General features: G+C 55.9%; 10 protein-coding genes and 1 pseudogene. 7 read left to right on the top strand and 4 right to left on the bottom strand.

Annotated elements, in window-relative coordinates:
• Nucleotide 1: 1 nt before the first annotated feature.
• A pseudogene (locus BLL42_RS30935) lies at nucleotides 2-1214 on the bottom strand (transposase).
• A gap of 99 nt (nucleotides 1215-1313) precedes the next feature.
• Here BLL42_RS30935 and BLL42_RS00175 point away from each other — a divergent pair.
• From BLL42_RS00175 to BLL42_RS00160, 4 genes are all read left to right on the top strand, one after another.
• Entirely contained in the window at nucleotides 1314-2114 is an 801-nt protein-coding gene (locus BLL42_RS00175; protein ID WP_071550155.1) for a DUF5677 domain-containing protein, read from the top strand.
• A gap of 181 nt (nucleotides 2115-2295) precedes the next feature.
• Nucleotides 2296-3744, top strand: a complete 1449-nt coding sequence (locus BLL42_RS00170) for an RES family NAD+ phosphorylase (RefSeq protein WP_236721951.1) — start codon at nucleotides 2296-2298, stop codon at nucleotides 3742-3744.
• Between the two features lie 191 nt (nucleotides 3745-3935).
• Nucleotides 3936-4130: a CoA transferase gene (locus BLL42_RS30930; RefSeq protein WP_201788747.1), complete on the top strand. Its 195-nt coding sequence runs from the start codon at nucleotides 3936-3938 to the stop codon at nucleotides 4128-4130.
• 179 nt (nucleotides 4131-4309) lie between these two features.
• Nucleotides 4310-5416: a hypothetical protein gene (locus tag BLL42_RS00160; protein WP_071550154.1), complete on the top strand. Its 1107-nt coding sequence runs from the start codon at nucleotides 4310-4312 to the stop codon at nucleotides 5414-5416.
• Nucleotides 5417-5886: 470 nt separating this feature from the next.
• Here BLL42_RS00160 and BLL42_RS00155 read toward each other — a convergent pair whose 3' ends face one another.
• Nucleotides 5887-6870, bottom strand: coding sequence for a tyrosine-type recombinase/integrase (locus BLL42_RS00155; protein WP_071550153.1), 984 nt, complete (start codon nucleotides 6868-6870; stop codon nucleotides 5887-5889).
• A gap of 197 nt (nucleotides 6871-7067) precedes the next feature.
• Between BLL42_RS00155 and BLL42_RS00150 the strand changes: the two genes are divergently transcribed.
• The 3 genes from BLL42_RS00150 (at nucleotide 7068) to BLL42_RS00140 (ending at nucleotide 14256) form a co-directional block, all read left to right on the top strand.
• Complete coding sequence (locus tag BLL42_RS00150; protein WP_071550152.1) at nucleotides 7068-8138, top strand: DNA-binding protein; 1071 nt, start codon at nucleotides 7068-7070, stop codon at nucleotides 8136-8138.
• A gap of 310 nt (nucleotides 8139-8448) precedes the next feature.
• Nucleotides 8449-9483: a hypothetical protein gene (locus BLL42_RS00145; RefSeq protein ID WP_071550151.1), complete on the top strand. Its 1035-nt coding sequence runs from the start codon at nucleotides 8449-8451 to the stop codon at nucleotides 9481-9483.
• 186 nt (nucleotides 9484-9669) lie between these two features.
• Nucleotides 9670-14256, top strand: coding sequence for a PDDEXK-like endonuclease domain-containing protein (locus BLL42_RS00140; RefSeq protein ID WP_071550150.1), 4587 nt, complete (start codon nucleotides 9670-9672; stop codon nucleotides 14254-14256).
• 770 nt (nucleotides 14257-15026) lie between these two features.
• Here the strand turns inward: BLL42_RS00140 and BLL42_RS00130 are convergent.
• A complete protein-coding gene (locus tag BLL42_RS00130) occupies nucleotides 15027-18035 on the bottom strand; it encodes an AAA family ATPase (RefSeq protein ID WP_071550148.1) in 3009 nt (1002 codons plus the stop codon).
• A complete protein-coding gene (locus BLL42_RS00125; RefSeq protein ID WP_071550147.1) occupies nucleotides 18032-18631 on the bottom strand; it encodes an ABC-three component system middle component 1 in 600 nt (199 codons plus the stop codon). The genes BLL42_RS00130 and BLL42_RS00125 overlap by 4 nt, the downstream gene beginning before the upstream one ends.

The following is an 18631-nucleotide window of genomic DNA, read 5'->3' as shown; positions in this document are numbered from 1 at the left end:
GTCAACTAATCCCGGACACGGTTTTGAGTTTTTCTTCAGTTTTCGCCGGGGCCAACCCATCGTTAAATTGATGGGGTCGGATCCAGTTGTAGTGATGCATCAGGTACTGGCTGATGTCTCGCTGAGCTTGCTGGCCGGTCATGTAGCCAGTGGTCGGTATCCATTCTGTTTTCAAACTGCGAAACACCCGTTCCATCGGCGCATTATCCCAGCAATTTCCTCGGCGACTCATGCTCTGGCGCATACGGTAGCGCCACAGTCGTTGGCGAAATTGGCGGCTGGCGTACTGGGCGAATTCAACCGGTCGTCGCAACACCTTTAATCGAGGTGTTTATGGGACGACCTGCAGGCTGGATGCAGAAGTTGACGGGGCGAGGAGCGATGCGTTCGCCAGGTGCGCCGTCACTTCGCAACGAAATTGAGCGGCTGTTCTGGAAACAGATCGCGACCGGGATCACAAGCGAAAAGGCAGCGGAGGCCACTGGCGTATCATCAGCGGTAGGCACACGCTGGTTCCGTCATCGTGGCGGGATGCCATTGTTCATGTCTAACCAAATATCCGGCAGGTATTTATCGTTCGCAGAGCGAGAAGAGATTGGGTTGCTCCGGGCGAAAAGTGTTGGCGTGTGATCCCGGCTGCTTGCTGACCAGCTCCAGTTCGCGCATCAGGCCGCGTACCTTGAACCGCCCGATTTGCTCACCCTCTTCTTGCATCATCACGGTGATGCTGCGGCTGCCCGGCGCACTTCGCCCCCGGGTGAACAACTCGTTCACTCGACTACGCAGCCTGAGCCGCTCAACGTCAGGGGTTAGCCGTCTGAGACGATGTGCGTAGTAACTCGAGCGGGCGACTTCGAACACCTCGCACAAGCAATCAACTGGCTCATGGACGCTTAACTGATTGATCAGCGCGTACGCTCGAGATCTTCCGACATCAAGAGCGCGGTAGCCTTTTTTAGTATCGATTTCTCGCGCTCAAGGCGAGCGATCCGAGCTTCCAGCTCCTGGATTTTTTGCTGCTCTGGAGTTAGCGCCTTGCTCTGTGGGGTGATGCCTGTGCGCTCCTGCTGAAGCTGGTCGACCCAACGGCGCAGAACCGATTCGCCAACGCCGAGCGAGCGGCTGGCCTCGATGAAGCTGTAGTTTTGCTTGAGCACGAGGTCGGCAGCCTCGCGTTTGAATTCAGCGGAAAAGGTACGGCGTTGCTTGGTCATCTGACACCTCGATCTGGCGGGTATTCTCGCCTAAATGGGTGTCCGGAATCATTAGACCACTACAAAGAATGCCAAGAGCAAACCTATAAGGCACTGAGCTTGCTCGATTTTAATAAGGATGGAGAGTACACGCTTCTCCCAAAAGTCGCGCTCTACGCCATAGGCTCAAACCTTAATGACTTGAATGTGGGCATCCTGAGTTGCCTAAAGGCTAGCTGCTACTCCTCGGCGGAAGCGCTAGCCAGGTGCTCGCTAGAAAACGCCATCAACTTGATATTGATCGTAAACGACGTCACGACTAACCGCAGCCGCTCTCTATTGATTCATTACCTTAGCCAGACAAAAAAACGTGCTGATCATTGGGTGACATACGCCAAAAACGATTCTGATCCTAAAGGTTTGGAACGAGCGGAGGCGTTTGTAGAGCAGGTTGCGATGATGAAGCATATGTTCAAGCCGTTGGACAGCAGCAGAAAAGTGCCCGGATGGCCGGACGCAAAAAATCGCTTCATTTCCGTCGGAATGGAGCGCTTGTACCATATTCTATTTGCGCCTGCCTCTGATTCAATCCACGGATTCTCAGAGGATGTATTCAATCAAACACTCATAGAGTTGGCTCAAGATGATGCGGTGACTAAGGATGCGGCTCATACGGCAACGAGGGCAGAGAAAATCTCGTTCGCCTACTACCTTGCAGCGAACTCAGTCGCAATTTTCTGCGAGGCAGCAGGTCAGCTCGCATCCCGCGTCAAGCGTCCAGATGTCGAGGAAATGATCTCCGTATATGCCGAAAAAATGCTCGGAGTAATCTCTGAGCATGAGTCAGTGACTGACTTTTATTTTGAAAGTCGTCCCGATCTGCCATTCACCGGTAGCGATACTTGCAACATGCCGTCCTAACACCGTAGCAACAGTTACCGCCAGAATGAAATTCTGTTCTTCGCTATGCGCTGGATGATCTCGAATCTATGGCGTACTGGACTCTCTATCTGTCCAAACCAAACATTTGAAAAGGTAGACTGAATAGCAGGTCAGGAGCATCCACGCTGGACTGCGGCTGGCCTGGCTGGATGATAGCGGTATGATGGCCCACAATGAGATCACGCTGACTGGATGGTTTAGGCCCGACAGATTGTCTAGCGTCAGGAACGATTCATTCCAAGGAAATGGTGAGGCGATGGCAAAGCTGGTGTGTATCGACTGCTTGGTAGACAGCTACCTGCAAGAAAAATATGAACACAACGACGTCGAGGAATGTGACTACTGCGGCCGGGAGCGGCCAGTGGTTGATTTCGACGAGCTGTTGTCCGAATGCCAGGACGCTATCTGGTCTTCATTCGCTTACGCTGAACAACCTGGATCGGTCATCCACCACGGCTATCCGCCGGTAGGGCACTCACTGTATGACGTGGTAGAAACGGTCTTAGGCGCCGAAGATACGTCACTGCTTGAGGATCTGGATGCTGAGATTCGTGAAGGCTGGAGTGAGGAGGGCGAGGATGATGATCCATTCTTTATCGAAGAGACGTTTGCATCCGCTCAAATGACATCCGATTGGGTAAAAATGCAGCAGAGCCTCCAGTTTGAATCCCGGCTGGTCAATCCCTTCGTGGGTGTAGTGTTAGAGCGGATCTTCAGCGGGATCGACAAGCTTCACACCGCGACCGGGTCTCAATCGGCCATCACGATTGCCGGGGCTGGCCAACCTCTCAAATCTTTTCAGCGCGCACGTAGTTTTCAGAGTGAAGAGGGTATGACCCTTGCGCTCAAGCATCCGGAAAAGCACCTAGGCCCTACGCCCAGAGGCAAGGGTTCCGCTGGGCGGATGAACGCTGCTGGTATCTCCGTCTTCTACGGAGCGACCGATGATGAAACTGCCATGGCGGAAGTACGTCCGCCTGTAGGAAGCTGGGTGGTTACCGCGACTTTCGAGATTGTTCGCCCGTTGAGGCTTCTAAATCTGAGCGACTTGGGCGGAATCTGTCCGGATGCTTCCCTCAGTTATTTTGATCCTGTACGCAGTGAACAAGCACAGCGATGTGCATTCCTTCGAGAGTTGCAGCAACAAATGCTGATGCCCGTTATGCCAGAAAGCGCTGATCAGGGGTATCTCATCACACAGGCGATCGCTGACTTTCTCGCCACCAGCGAGTCGCTCAACCTGGACGGCATCCTCTTTCCGTCGGTACAGGGAGCACAAGGCGCATCGCCGGGCCACAATGTGATTCTCTTCCACAAAGCCAGCGGCGTTGAAAAGACCGAGGATCATGAGGCAATGGATCATGCAGATTTATGGGAGCTGGATGAAGATCGTTGGAGCTTCTACCCACAGATCTGGGAAGCCGGCCCATCGCCGCATGACTCCCTGCCCAGCTCGATGAGCCAAGCTCCGATCCCGGATCCGTGTCTGCGACTCAACCGCGAACGGATAATGATTCACAAGATCCAGGGTGTCAGGTTCAGCTACGAGACTGATCGCGTTAATTACGTGCCATGGACAGAAGGGCCCCGTTACTACGGGCCACGATGAGCCACAACCCCGGACGCTTTTCGTCACTGCGCCCGGCGGGCTGACCAAAGCCATCTAGGTTTTGGTCGGTTGAAAAGCTGGTCAGTTTGCCACCTTGCAAGTGATCCTCTAAATCCCCTGATGTCTCAGGTTTCAAGCGGTAGCAACCCTAGCTAGGCTGTATATCCTTACTAGGCCACTGTCAGAACGACGTGGAGGTCATCAAGATCGAGCAACCTGCCGGCGACACCTTGTGCAAGTTCGGAACGCCCACTGAGTATGGCGGCACCATGGTCTGGCTCAGCGAAGCCACAAACAAAAAATCGGTCACGCTGGATCTTCGCTCTGAGAAGGGCGCCGAGCTCGTAGCAAAGTCGGATGGCCAGGCCTCACGACCATACCCATAGTCATTCGCAGAATCGCAATCCCTCCTAGCGCGTGTGGATGAGCATTCCCGCCTATGTGCACCCTCTGTATGCTTGCATCCACGAATAATTGGCAATGCTGACCGGCGCTTGGCTGGTGTTTTTTAGGGTTGCTCTCGGGGGGATTCACATTGCAACAGGACGGTTCGCGAGTTTCAGTGATGCTGCTGGGGCATGATGAGGTGCTTCCAGACCATGTTTCCGGTGTGGCTTTAGGGGGCGTCACCGCAGGGGCGCTCACACTGGATGACTGGCTCAGGTATCAAAACAACGAATCGGTGACCGTTGCGATACAAGGAACCGTTGAGCATGGGTCAGGTTTCGTCGGAAACGTTGCAGTTCCGGTGGGCCATAGAATGAGCGCTCGGTTACAGCTTGACCCCAAAGTGAGAAACGAGAGCATCTGCCTTGTCGATGGTGGTTGGGCACCCCTTATCTACAGTCTTGCAGGCACCAACATCTTCGTTGACAGAAATATCGTATCGGAGATCAAGGCCTGTTTCGACAACGGTAAGAGGAAGTCGGGATCCGAGCCCCTGAGCGATTTTCTAGAGATGTTGGGCGACAAGTCCTGTGGTTGCTATTTAAACCCGCTGCCGTTTGCGCTGGAGGGGAACACCCAAGAGCTTCCGACCGCTGAAGCAGTCAGAGATCAGCTGGCGATCGCGGTGGCAACCCTAAAACAGGCGCTTCCCCATATCAGGGTATGGCCTGAGCAGCCCTTTACCCTTAAAGACATCCAGGTGTTGTTGGACGGCTATCGTGAGGACTTTTCCAATGGCATCCGGTTTCTGCAAAAGGTAGCGCCTTCGCTCATGGCTACCACCGGTCGAAGCCGGCGTCGCGCTGCATGGGAGTCAATCATCAAGGCGGTGCAGGATCTCGGGCTGTCCTCCCAGCACCTGTGCGTGGCTGTCGCACTCAGCGCTCTGACCGCGTCTCAAGGGCTCAATCCTGCGAAGAAGGTTCTGAAGCCCGCAGCGGTGTATGGCCCCGCTGAAGCATATAACGCGATGTGGGATATTTTCCTACTGACGCTGTTGCGCAAATTCCAGGAGGAGCCGCCAGCGTGGCGATCAGCGCTGCTCACCCGAGATAAGAACCTGGCGGTTCTCTGGATGGGCATGACGATCCACACCTTTGGTCTTCCGAATGGAGGAAAGCCCTGCATCGTGTTCGATGAGAGGCTGTTCAAGTGCGACGCTGAGGAGTTGGCCTTCCTGCAAAACCTGCTCGGGGCAGAAAATATCCAGTATGAGAACCGGTGACCAACCAGTGGGGCTCCGATGGAAACTAAGGCCAGTGTCCCGTCACATAGTCCCAGGGTTGCCAGCGCTTGGTGCCCCGGACTTTCTGGGCGGACAAGATCAGCCTTTGCCTGAACAGCCCTGGGCTCACCATCATAGACGCCAGACAACCTAGAGACTCTTCACCGATCGCCAGCAGGATGGCCGAATCACTTAATGGGGCTACTACTGAGTATGTCGGGCCAATGTATGCGCCGGTACGCCCACCACCCTCCAACGTCATTAATATCGTTGAGCCATTCATTTTGTCGTAATAACCTCACGTGGAAGACTCGGGACTGACCTGACGGCATGGCAAGACTATTCGGGGCAGGGCAGCCATGGCCTATCCAACGGATTCCAGAGGTGCGGATAAGTTTTCCGAGTGCTCTATTCTGAATGAACGCTTTCACGGCTTTCTAACCGAGTTTTTGAAGCCTGCCCGGTAGGCGTCAATCGGTGTGTGGGTGATCACCGGAAATCCCTTTATTCTCCAGGGCGGGCGCTTGCTGGGCGGCGCGCAAAGCAATTCCGCCGAAGGACACGCTGGCATCCACATAGCGCAACGCGGACTTTATGTCTTTCCAGCCTACATAACTCATCAATCCCTTAATGTCCCACCCATTAGCCGACGCCCAGGTCGCAAAACCTCGCCGCATCGAGTGACTGCTGTACAACTGCGCAGGCAATCCTGCCTCATTGAAAATGCGGCGCAGCACCGGGATGAGGCTATGCGGCTGCATGCCTTTGCCTGACAGATTGCCCCAACGATCAATCCTCTGGAACACCGGGCCTTTCGCGATCCCGGATACTGTTATCCAGTTGATATAGGCCTCCACGGGGCAGAGCATGGCGAGCGCCGGCGTCTGGAAGGTCGTTCCTTCATGCTGGCGGTCACCTTTGGTGTAGGGCAGGAAAAAGGTAATGCCTTCTCCGCTTATAGCTTTCGTGTTCTCCACCGTCAGCCTGGCCAACTCATCGCCTCGAAAGCCACGCCAGAACCCGATCAAGATGATCGCAACTGAGCGACGGTGGCGCACCAGTGATTTGTAATCTCCACGTTTAAGCGCAACTGCAGCTTCCCCTTCAAGCCATGTGACCGCTTGCTCCAGATGCCTCAGTAGTAGCGGGGCAGCCTGTTTGACCTGTGCTGGGTGCACGACCCTGATGCCTTTGATCATCTGGCGAACATCAGGCGTCTTGGTCGGATCAGGGAAACCCTGAGTGAGATGCCATTGCGCTAGGGCTGCAAGACGTTGCTTCAGCGTATTGATAGAGAGCTTGTCGGCGTACTCCGCCAGGTAGCGAACGACACTCACGCCGGTCGTGGGCAGGTACCCGCCCCAAGTCACCTCGAAGTGCTCAATCGCCGCCCGGTAGCTTTTTCGGGTGTTCTCCCGGGTGCCGGCGCTGAGGTACCGATCTGCTTTTTCCATCGTACTTTGCCTTCGAAATCAGAGCGTATCTGCCTGCAGACGCCGCTGGGAGGTTTTCCGGACGTCACAAAGGGTGAAGAAGCCATAAAGCACTATTATGAGCTTCTAGTAAACCAAGATCAAAAGGCGTAAAATTTCTAAAAAATGTTATGTACCTACATGACATGTAACACAGTACGAAATCGTAGGAGATCCCCATGGCCCGAGGCGGAATCAATAAAGCTGTTGTGCAAAGAGCACGTCAGGCGCTGCTGGCCAGGGGGGCCAACCCCAGCATCGACGCAGTACGCGTAGAGCTCGGAAATACGGGCTCCAAGACAACGATTTCTCGGTACCTTAAAGAGCTTGAGCCCTCCAATCCAGAGCCCGTGGCATCACGTGAACGTATAAGCGACACGCTCAACGGCATGGTGCAAACGCTGCTGGATCAGCTTATGGAGGAGGGCCAGGAAGTAATCTCCCAGGCGACCGAAGCTTTTGACTTGCAGCGGGCCGCGCTGGAAAACCAGATCATCGAGCTCAGATCGGATCTGGCTACCGCTCAACGTAATTCGGCCACCCAACAGGCCGCGATGGAGACGCAGAGCGCTGAACTTGCAACCACCCAGTCCTCGCTTCAGGCTGAGCTGACCCGCAACGCAGGCCTCAGTCAGCGCTGTACCGACCTAGAGTCTCTGGTTGCGGAAAAGGACAAGCACATCCATTCGCTGGAAGAAAAGCACGTTCAGGCCCGTGGGGCGCTTGAGCACTATCGGGAGGCGGCGAAGGAGCAGCGAGATCAGGATCAACGCAAGCACGAGTCTCAACTGCATGAGATGCAAGTTGAGCAGCGCAAGCTGAGGGAGACCATTGCCGTAAAACAGGACGACCTGACCCGACTGAATCGCGACAATGAACGCCTGCTCGGTGAAGCCAGACAGCAAACCAAAGCTCTGCATACTCAGGAAGCTTTGGTTCAGTCTCTCAACACCCAAGTTGAGGCACTGCGCCAGGGTGAGGCCAAGTCCGCTGGGGTGGCCGAGCACCTCATGGGGCAGATCTCAGCTCTGCGTGAAGAGGTTAAGGGACTCCACAAGGCCGCCGCGTTAGGCGATCTGCGTGAGCAAGAAACCGTGGCGCAGGTAGCGTCCCTTCAGAAAGAGAATGAGCAACTGCGACAGGCTGCGATTGGTGAGCCAGGCCCGGAGGAGGGTAACTATGCCTCCTCAGGTGTACAGGATCAGCAAATTGCGGGGCCCGCCAAGCCTTCGAAACGCCCTAGGAGATGAAGCATGGATCAGATCACACGAAATCCGCGTAGCCATGATGAAGGCACGTCAGCTTGGAGATTCGCTCATCAGCGTCTATCCCAAATGCTAATGGAAAAGGTTGAGTCATTCGCCCCCCTGGCTCCGATTATGAAGCTGGATGCTGCCTGCACCAGATACCAATGGCCGTCCGCCCCATCGGCAGATAGAAAGGCCGTAAGAGCCTGAGAGAACATGCCCCTCTTATCGGTTTGAAAGGTGCCCCGGGCATCTAGCGACCTATAGTGCCGGAATGCATCCTCTGAGTAGGCACCAATACATAGAGATCGTCATGTCCTTCACTAAGGCGCATCAGGCAGCAATGGCGCAGCAGCGCAACAGGGGGCGATGCCTCCATCACGAAAATGGGGCCCGCTGCGACGCTATCATCTCTGCGCATTCCATCCAGAAGGGCGGCCAGCTCAGTCTGATCGAGGAACAGGGGCACGTTTACCGGCTCTCCGCAGATCTCACCACGTTGAGAGCTACCGGGGGCAAGCCTCAACTGAAGAAAGCGGGGATCAAGAAGGTTTCTACCTTCCGTGGCATGTGCAAGCACCACGACAACAGACTGTTCGCGCCTATCGATGACAGGCCACTGACATTCGATCATGAACAGGTTGCCCTCTACGCCTACCGCAGCGTTTGTCGTGAGTACTTTGTCAAAGAGAATGCCGCACGCTCCCTGGCAGCTATAATCGACCACCCAGATTTGCCTGAAGCCAACCGCCAATTACTACAGGATGCTGCTCAAGGTCAGGCGTTTGGTTTTCAGCATCTCCACTGGCACAAAGTCATCTACGATGCGGCACTCGCCCAGAGGAATTTTGCTGAATTCCGATTCATTGTCTTTTGGTCAAGCTCTCCTTGCTCGATACAAGCCACAGGCCTGCTTTTCCCAGATTATGATTTTCTTGGGCGCAAGATCCAGGATCTGGGGCCAGAGGCTGAAGCGCTCGATTTACTGACATTTTTTACGGCCCCCACTGATCAAGGGTGGGCGTATGTTCTCGCCTGGCACGAGTCAAGCGACCAGACCTGTCAGTTGGTGCGTCAGTCGCTACAAGAAGGCTTCCGCTGCGGTGCAAAGCTTGAAGATATGCTGCTGCGAATTTCACTGGCCTGTGAGAATCATGCTGTCCGTATCTCTTGGTGGAATGGATTGAACCCGTCGGCCCAGAGTGCAGGGCTTGCCGCATTGGCAGTGGGGGCTGATCCAAGAGTAGGCGTACCATCTGACTACCTTGCCCGTGGCTGTGAAGGGCTGGCCGATTGGACATTTGATTCTGTCCAAGACGGATCGAGCGATTTACACACTTATAGATAGGACGTACATGCCTCTACGCCTAATCTGCGGAAGACTGGTACCTGCGGTTCAATCTGAACTTGCCCAGTGAGTCTGGACACTCGTCGGAAGAGATTAATTTCGAGACCACGTGTAGAGGCAATATGGCATCCTTGGCGCCATCTTTACCGATGTAATCGCACCCCTGAATTATTACGGAGTATCAACATGCAACGGACGCCTAACGAGCTCCTCAGCCGGCTATTTGAGTATGCAGAGGAAAGCCTCAAGGAGCTTGATCCGTCGCGTTTTCAGCTAACGAGCTCTGTTAATGACGTGTATCCACCGGCGGGCCTTCTAGGTCTCCCTGGGTTGCACTTTGATCTCCAATTCCCAGGCGACAATGTCTGGCTGCAGATCGAACGGCTCGAAGAATCACGTGCTCCAGCACCAGTTGATGGCGGCTACAGCTCCCTCATCAAAGTCAGTGACAATCCCGCCAAGCCCCCAGCGCTCTCCGAGCAGGCACTCCTCCAGCTTATCCGGGAGCAGCAGGACAAAGATCCGGAGGGCGATATCGGCGCAGTGGAATCCGAGGTGCGCACGCAAGCTTCGGCTGCGCTTACGACATACCTTATCCAGTGGCACGAATGGGCTGAGCTTGAGAAGCCCCGTCGCAAGACCATCAGCCTCTATGGCGACATGTTTGCATTGATGCAGCAGATGGAGACGGGAAAATCTGCCCGGGAGTTGGTATGGGGCATCGGCGTCAGCGCTTGGACGCTAACAATCAACGATGCGCAGCAGGGATTCAATTATCCTTTGTTGACCCAGGCGCTCGACATCTCTTTGAACGAGGAGAGCATGGCGGTGGAAGTCCGCCCGCGTGCTACAGAGCCGATGATCGAGTTCGATGCTCTGATTAACGCCAATATCCCTGGCGCCAGCGAGTGCGAACGAGCTATTCGCGATCACCTGGGCAGGCATGCCGACTCCCCTTTGAACCCATTCTTGCCATCAACCTTTTCTGATGTACTCAAGCTCTCGGCCAGAAGCCTAGACAGCAAAGGCAAATATCTGGAAGTGATGGGAGACGGCGCCCAGGGCTTCCCGGAACCAGGTGACACTCTGCAGGTAAGCGATGCATGGGTCGTGTTTGCGCGCCCCAAACCCAGCAACTGGTTGATCAACGACCTTCGCAAGATCCGAGAGAAACTTAAGGACTGTCTAGAGCTGCCTGCCGGCCCGCTTGCGTTGGTGACCCCGGCATCGACGATTGCAATCGATTACCAGCACGTCAACTTCCGCGGGCTGTCCAGCCGAAGTATGGATGGATCGAGGGCTGAGCCCAAGGAACTGTATTTTCCCCTCCCATACAACGACGAGCAGGTCACTATCGTTCAACGTCTGGAGCACGCACCAGGCGTGGCGGTTCAGGGCCCTCCCGGTACCGGCAAAACCCATACGATCGCCAACATCATCTGCCACTACCTGGCGACTGGCAAACGTGTGCTTGTCACCTCACGTGGCGAGCAGGCCCTGAAGGTACTCCAGTCGAAAATACCGGCTGAGGTTCGGCCACTGACGGTTGCGCTGCTGACCAGTGACCGCGAGGGGATCCGGCAATTCCAAGGCTCGATTGAGGCTATCCAACACCAAGTTTCGCAAATCAATCCATCACTTGCTCGGGGAGAGATTGATCGCCTGCACCAGTCCATTGATCTTGCTCATACCGAGCTGGTGAGGCTTGATCGCCGCGTCAATGAGATTGCCCTGAATCAGCTTTCCGATATCCAGGTAGGCGATGCCAAGTATCGTGCGGAAGAGCTTGCTGAGCTTCTGATGAAGGGCGGCGACCAATACGCCTGGTTTGACGACGAACTTTCATTGTCTCTCGAACACTCACTGCCTTTCGACGATGAGTTCGGTAGAAGCTTAAGACAGGCCCGTCGCGACCTCGGGCATGACCTTGTCTACGTCAACTACAGTCTGCCTGAGTTGGAGCAATTACCGGCAGCGGCGGATATCGGCAAGCTCCATGGCTCACTCTGCCAGCTAAAGTCGCTCGAATATGCCCTGGGTCAGGGTGATCTCATGCCCCTGAAATCCGACAGTGAAGCCGTTGTCGCTGCCGCCAGGAAGCTGGATCTGGAACTGGATCAGTGCGAAGAAAAGCTTGTGGTGTTGCACGACGGCGGGGACTGCGAAACTCCTTGGTCGCTGGAGCTGCGATTCAAGGCGGCAGGTGGACGCTACGACAGTGAGATTTCAGTCCTTGTAGGCATGCTTCCAGCCGCGCAGGCGTTGATGCAACGCCGCAAGGTCATGCTGGAAAACTCTGTTGAATTCCCAGAGGAAGCCTTGGATTGCGAGAAAACGTCCGAGGCCGTGGATAGAGCTACCGAAACAGGAAAGCCGTTTGGTCTGATGAGCTTCGGAGCATCCCAAGCCAAGACACACATCAGCCATGTCCGGATCAATGGCTCGGCTCCGAAGTCTGCCGAGCACTGGAAGACCGTCCAGGACTACCTGAAGCTTTACGTGGACGTGCGATCCTTCACTGCGCGTTGGAACCCGCTGGCCGAGACCCTGGGGATCCCGCGACTTCAAGCGGGAATGGCCCATCTGCGGCAACTGGAGCTGACCGTTAGTACAGTTAAGGCGGCTCTCGAGCTCACCTCACGGTACGTCGACAAGGTACAGCCGCTCTGCGAGGAGGTCTTCGCAGACGCGCCGGATAACATGCATCGGCTGACAATTGCCGAGATTCGTGGCCTGCGGCAACACCTCACTCAAAACCTTGCGCGATTAGATCTCAGTATGGCGGGCGCCTCGCTCGCGATTCTGCAGGCCAAAGTCGCGGGCGAGGGCCCTATCGCCTGCCGGCTTCGTACATTTGTTCTGGAGTGCCTGGGCAGCCCGGATCAGGATACGCATCGGATCGTATCCCAGTATGTCGACCTGCTGACAGAACTGCAGCGGATCAGAGAACTCGGTGGCCTCCTGAATCATGTCAGGGAGGGCGCGCATCGGGTGATGACAGCTGGAGCGGAAAAGCTCTCCGATCGGTTGTTGACTGTCCCCGTTGAGAACGGTGCTGAAGACCTGGCTTTCCCAAGTAGTTGGAAGGAGGCGTGGCAGCATGCGCAGATACGCTCTCACCTGCAGAGCATCGAAGCGCGTCATGAACTCGTCGAGCTAAACGGCAAGCGGGTAAAACTCGAGGCTGGCCTGGCGCGTATGTATCGGGAAGTGGTGAGCCGAGCGGCTTGGCTGTCCACTAAGGCCAATGCCAGCCCGATGGTACTGCAAGCGTTAGCCGGCTACTCGACAGCGATACGCAAGATAGGGCAGGGGACAGGGCCGAACGCGGAGCGTTATCGCCGCGATGCTCAACAGTGCATGCAGGATGCTGCCGGCGCCGTGCCATGCTGGATCATGAGTCACGCCAAGATTTCTGAGTCCATGCCGGCGGAAATAGGCGCCTTCGACCTGGTGATTGTGGATGAGGCGAGCCAGTCAGACTTATGGGCTTTGCCGGCTATCGTCAGGGCCAAAAAGGTACTGGTAGTAGGGGATGACAAGCAGGTTTCTCCCGATGGCGGTTTCAAATCCGGCAAGAGGATCGGCGAGCTTCGTAACCGGTTCCTGAATGACCAGCCCTATGGCGCCGACATGACGCCGGATAAATCTCTTTACGATTTGGCATCGCGAGTCTTCGCTGGTCACATGGTTATGCTGCGTGAGCATTTCCGCTGCGTCCCTCCCATCATTTCCTATTCCAACCAGTTCTACGGCGGTGCGATCCAGCCCCTTCGAATCCCTCGACCATCCGAGCGCCTCGATCCACCGCTGGTGGACATCTACGTCAAAGACGGAGTGAGGAACAAGAAGGGCTGCAACAAGCTTGAGGCCGAAGCCATCGTTGAAGAAATCCAGGCACTTATCAAGGACGACAAGTATGCGGGTCGCTCGATTGGTGTGGTGACGCTGCTAGGGGGCATGGAACAAGCCAAATTCATCGATTCGCTAGTACGTGAACGATGCCCGGCCGTGGAGCTCCACGCACGCGAATTTGCGTGTGGTGACGCCAGCACCTTCCAGGGGAGCGAGCGCGACATCATCTTCATTTCCATGGTCGCAGATCCGGAGAACTGCCATCCGCTTTCAGGCAATGCTGCTGAACAGCGGTTCAACGTAGCCGCTAGCCGTGCGCGTGACAGGATGTACCTGATTCGCTCGGTCACTCTTGATCACCTCTCCCAGAAAGATGTTCGTCGTACACTCCTCGAGTACTTCAGCAAACCGCTAACTGAGCAGGAGGTCGATCAGGATGGCCTCATCAAGCTGTGCGAGTCTGGGTTCGAGCAGCAGGTATTCAGCAGATTGGTTGAGCGGGGATACCGCGTCATCCCGCAGGTGAAGAGTGGGGCATTCAGGCTCGACATGGTCGTAGAAGGCGCCAACGATAATCGTCTGGCCATCGAGTGTGATGGGGACGCTTTCCATGGCCCCGATCGCTGGGAGGCAGACATGAATCGCCAACGTATCCTCGAGCGTGCAGGCTGGACGTTCTGGCGGTGCTTTGCTTCGTCCTGGAGCATGCATAAGGAGGAAATCTTCGGAGAGCTTCTGCAGCGCCTAGCTGAGCTCGGGATCGAACCGACTAATGCCTTGGAAAAGCTCCCGGCTGTAGTAGAGCTACGGGAATGGTCATCCGCGGTTAGCACATCCATGGATGAAGATGACGAGGACATCGGTGAGTTGGCAGCACCAACGACTGCCGGTGAGGAGCAGCAAGCACTACCTATCTGAGAATTGACTGACCGCGCACAGGATCGATTTGTGCGCGGCAGTCCCAAGCTGGCTGCATCGACGGAGCAGTTGGCGATGCAGATAAGGCGTCGTGGTAGGCGAGGGCAGGGTGGGCAATCCCGATGCTATCGGCCAACGATTTTACGGGTCTGAAATTAATTATCTTTGGCTCAACGTCTCGATGCTCGCTGCAGGCCTCGGGGCTGATCTTCTCTGATTTTGATTTTCAAGGCCGCCAGCTACAGGACTTGGGCCCCGAAACCAGAGACCTGGATCTCCTAGTTCTCTTCACAGCCCCTCCGAATATGGTTGGGCATTCGTTCTCGCATGGCATGAATCAAGCGATTTAAGCTACCAGCGATTCATCTACTCCTTGGCGGAATCAGGGCGCGGCGGGGCAAAGATTGAGGACATGCTGCTCCGGTTTTCGCTCGCGTGTTGCGAGAACCATGCGATTCGAATCTCCTGGTGGGACTCGCTACCTACGGTTGCGAAAAATCATGCTTTAAATTTCATGGCGGATCCCACCTTGGGAATACGAGCGGACTACCTCGGCGGGTACCCTGGTTACTCTCCGTCGTAGCGGCGGGATCGGCTGAGCGAACTCACCAATATCTCGTTTGCTGGTCTCTGGCGCGCAATACATGGCGATGAAGGTTATCAGGCTCAGCGTAGGCATCATGTGACCGTGCCAAACCGAAAGCTTGGCACGGTCGTTTTAGCCTTCAGGCCCTGTTGACTGCTCACACATCGTCGAGGGCTGGTGGTGGCTACTCGCTCACCGTTATCTGGCTTCTGCCCGGCCAAGGGGTTTCCACCGCGGTTACGCCCTCAGGGGTGGGAACAAGTGACCATATGCGTGCTTCGATCCCATCATTCTGCAGTTTGCGCATGAAGTAACGGGCCTGAAGGGCGTCGTGGGTGGCGATGACCACCTGGAAATCATGATCAATGATGTAGTCGCGAAGCACATCAAAGACAGACGCGGCGTGCACCAGGTCGTGATGCTGTGTGGGGTCGTCAAGGAGAAGTCCGCGCCACGGAGACCACTGATGCTCCAACGCCATTGATAGCAGAAACGTCAGTTGCAGATCCGTCAGTTGGGCTTCACTGGCTATCGAGGGTACTGGGGCTAACCCCCCGTGGAGCGGCACAGACACCTCAGCACGTGGCTTTTGATAGGAGCTTCGGAAACTCAGGTTCGTCCCGGTGAACCTTTGTTCTCTGACCACGCGCTTGAGCAGTGCCTGCCACCGAGGCATAACCGCCTGGACGTGTTTCTGGACGTTCGCGATTTCGGAGGAAAGGAACTGATTAAGCGACTCCATCGCTGCAGATAGCTGCGACAGACGCTGCATGCCCGTCCGCTTCGACTCCACTTGTTGATGAAGGTGAGTCGAAAAGTCATCTTCCGACCGCTCGCCGCGCCGCCGATCCAGAAGGCCCTGTGCGAGACGGGCCTGCTCTATTTTGCTCCAGGCGCCGATCTCTATTTTGATGGTCTGAAGTGCCTCTGAGTGCCTGGTAAGCTCTGTGCTGGTGGACTGCAGCTGAGTCTCATGACTGCTCGCAACCTCGACAGTGGGATCGCCGGTGAATGAGAGCTGACGCCAGGACGCTCTAATCGTAGCCAATCGAGCTTGGGCCTCGGATAGCTGAGTCTCCAGATCATCTGCCGTATTCGTGGCATCTGTCAGCTGAGCCTGCTGACGATCCAGGGCGGACTGCTCGGCAGTCACCTTAGCGCCTAGCTCGACTAGCTGATTGGCATTCTGGTTCTGCGCGGTGGACAGCTCTGCCAAGGATTGCGCTGGCGGGGCGTCGGCGGTGATCGCTGCCAACGCCGCAGTGGCTTGCTCCAGCCTGGTGCTGGCTTCCGACCGGGCCTGCCGCGCGGCGTCTACTGCACGAACAGCTGCGTCGTATGCGTTCCTGGATTGCTCAAAAATCTCTGAGGTTGCTGGCGATGCGAGTTTGCTTTGTTTCTCGTCCAGCTGCAGCTTCGCAGCAGCATTGGCACCAACGCGAAGCCGGATGGACTCTTTCGCCAAGGGCACAGTATCGCCGCCAAGAAGAATGTTGGAGCTGATCTCGGCGATATCCGCTTTCAGGGATGCCTGCTGTGACTCCAGTTGAGTGATCCTGTTCTTGCATGCACTCAATTCTGCTTCGGCGCCCGTTACCGCTTCTGTACAGTCACGCAGAATATCAGCGGCCTTTTTCAAACGCCGTTCAGCTTCGACGACATTGGGGTCAATAGCCGCCAGCGCCTTGGCGACACGCTCATGTAATGCGACCGCGCCATGCTCTTCGCCACATAATGGGCAATCACCACGATCGCTTGGTAAGTGGGCCGCGATGGATGCAACGGCTTGGCGTATCGAGTCAGCCGCCGAGGTCAGATTTTCGTGATGGCTCTTAGCGGCCTGATCTTCTACTTCGGCGGCGGCCCTGGCGAATAGCGCAACACGAAGCTGTTCGTTGAGGATGTCCTCATGTACCTCCTCACCGCTGATGGTGCCGGTAACCTCCGCAACGTGCTGAAGGGTCAGCTCCCAGCGATCCAGGAGTTCCTGAGCTGTGAGAAGGTCGGCGTGAATCTGTAGCAGCGTCTTGCGCTGTCCATTAATCAGGTCGTGTTGGACACGGATCTGCTCATGCCCCTCATGCACTCTGCGCGCCGTAGAAGCTTCCAACTCAGTGTTGGTGAGGGCATCGTCGGCGGACTTAAGCACCTGCTGGCGTTGTTCGACCGCCTCTTTCGCCTTGGTCTCATTCACGTACCGGTTGAGCTGCTGAGCAATCGTATCGCGCTCAGTTTCTGCGGCGACCAACTCTCGTTGAAGCTGCTCAAGAGTAGCCACGGCCAACGAGCGATTTTCTTTCTTCTGATCCAGCTCCTGCGTCGCGGAGATGAATTCGGCACTGAGCTGCTCTGAACGAGCTTGTTCAGATACAAACCGGCCTATGAGGCCGTCGACCTCAGCCAATGCCTTGATCTGCTCACGAAGTCGCTCAAGCTTGATTTGCACCAATTGCTCCAACGCATCATGCACCGTTTCCAACCCATATTGGCCCAGTGGCGGTACGAGCAGGCCAGCGGGCAGTTGGTCGAAGCTTTGCGCCTGGTGCGCAATGTCCGATATCGATTCGGCAATGCTTTCCCTGCTGCGAAGCGCCCCTTGGGTCTGCGCAGCCGCCTGATCTCGGTCAAGGCTGAAGCTCTGCCATTCAGCAAACTCGGCTTCGAGCGATTCCAGCGAGGCTTTCGCGTGCTTAAGCTGCTCTGTGAGCGCTCGGCGGATGCTGCCAAGGGCAGAGCTTACCTGGCTGCCATCTTTACCAATTGGCAACCGCTCCAGCTGGGAACCAGCGACTTTGGGATCTGCCTTGACCAGCCATTCACCCTCACGCTGATCAAGCAGGTGGGTAAGCCTGAGCAGAAAGGGGATGTCTTCAGAGGCTGTCTCTGGAAAAAGAGGGCTCAGATCGCCCGATGTCTCAACGTCTCCGATGTTGGTAACTTGCGCGCTGGCTTGCAGATCACCGAAATCAAGGCTCACTCGAGCCATGGATTGAGAGTCTCGGATAATCGGGACAAGATTTCCGTCCAGGCGAGAGATCTTGCCAGTCAGTGCGAACTCGATGGCTTCAAAGATCGCCGTCTTCCCGGTGCCATTGGGGGCCAGGAGAATGGTTGCCCCGCGGCTGAGCTCAATCGTAGTTTCAGCGCCAAACCGGCGGATGTTCGAGAGCGTGATGGACTTTAAATGCTTCATTGCTCGTCCTCTTCGCCGAACGCCGAAACCTTGAGGGCTTCAGCGATCTCACTACCCGACTTTCCAGACAGCAACAGGTCTCGCCATGTATCGCGATGCGGCTCAACCCAGGCATGCGCCAGGACAAGGGCGCTGAGGGAAGCTGACAATGGATCACTAATGCTGTCTGAGCTACCAGGAATCGAAAGTGTCGCAAGGAAGCTACGGTCGAGAAAGGAACCGGCGTCTTCGTCCTCTCTGACGACTACCTTTCTGCAGAAACGGTCGTCCGTCTCGAGACGAGCAGCATCCTCAGACGCGACACCTTCAATGAGCATGAACATGTAGAGGTCAGCAGTTTGCGGCTCTGGAAGCATGTCACGGACATCCGCGGCCCACCGAAACGCCCCCTGGATTTTTGCCACATCGTAGGGAAAGGCTGCGATCAAGACCGTCCGCCAGCCCGCATTCTCCTGATTGACCCGTTTGAGCTGCATCCCTGCGGTAGCGATCTCAGCCAATGGCGGTGGCAATTCCACCGAATCGGCATAGGAAACGTCATAGCGACCTTCGGCACGGTTAGAGATGGCTTCAACCATCTCCGAGATTGTTAGCAT

It is taken from the genome of Pseudomonas frederiksbergensis (assembly GCF_001874645.1).
In the GTDB taxonomy this organism is placed as follows: domain Bacteria; phylum Pseudomonadota; class Gammaproteobacteria; order Pseudomonadales; family Pseudomonadaceae; genus Aquipseudomonas; species Aquipseudomonas frederiksbergensis_B.
The sequence above is the reverse complement of the archived record's forward strand: the minus strand, read 5'-3'. Positions and strand labels throughout refer to the sequence as shown.

Excerpts from the sequence above, each read along its gene's own strand:
- BLL42_RS00125 (WP_071550147.1), bottom strand. The coding sequence starts at position 18,631 with ATGCTAACAATCTCGGAGATGGTTGAAGCCATCTCTAACCGTGCCGAA.
- BLL42_RS00140 (WP_071550150.1), top strand. The coding sequence starts at position 9,670 with ATGCAACGGACGCCTAACGAGCTCCTCAGCCGGCTATTTGAGTATGCA.
- BLL42_RS00160 (WP_071550154.1), top strand. The coding sequence starts at position 4,310 with ATGCTGCTGGGGCATGATGAGGTGCTTCCAGACCATGTTTCCGGTGTG.
- BLL42_RS00170 (WP_236721951.1), top strand. The coding sequence starts at position 2,296 with ATGATGGCCCACAATGAGATCACGCTGACTGGATGGTTTAGGCCCGAC.
- BLL42_RS00130 (WP_071550148.1), bottom strand. The coding sequence starts at position 18,035 with ATGAAGCATTTAAAGTCCATCACGCTCTCGAACATCCGCCGGTTTGGC.
- BLL42_RS00150 (WP_071550152.1), top strand. The coding sequence starts at position 7,068 with ATGGCCCGAGGCGGAATCAATAAAGCTGTTGTGCAAAGAGCACGTCAG.
- BLL42_RS00155 (WP_071550153.1), bottom strand. The coding sequence starts at position 6,870 with ATGGAAAAAGCAGATCGGTACCTCAGCGCCGGCACCCGGGAGAACACC.
- BLL42_RS00145 (WP_071550151.1), top strand. The coding sequence starts at position 8,449 with ATGTCCTTCACTAAGGCGCATCAGGCAGCAATGGCGCAGCAGCGCAAC.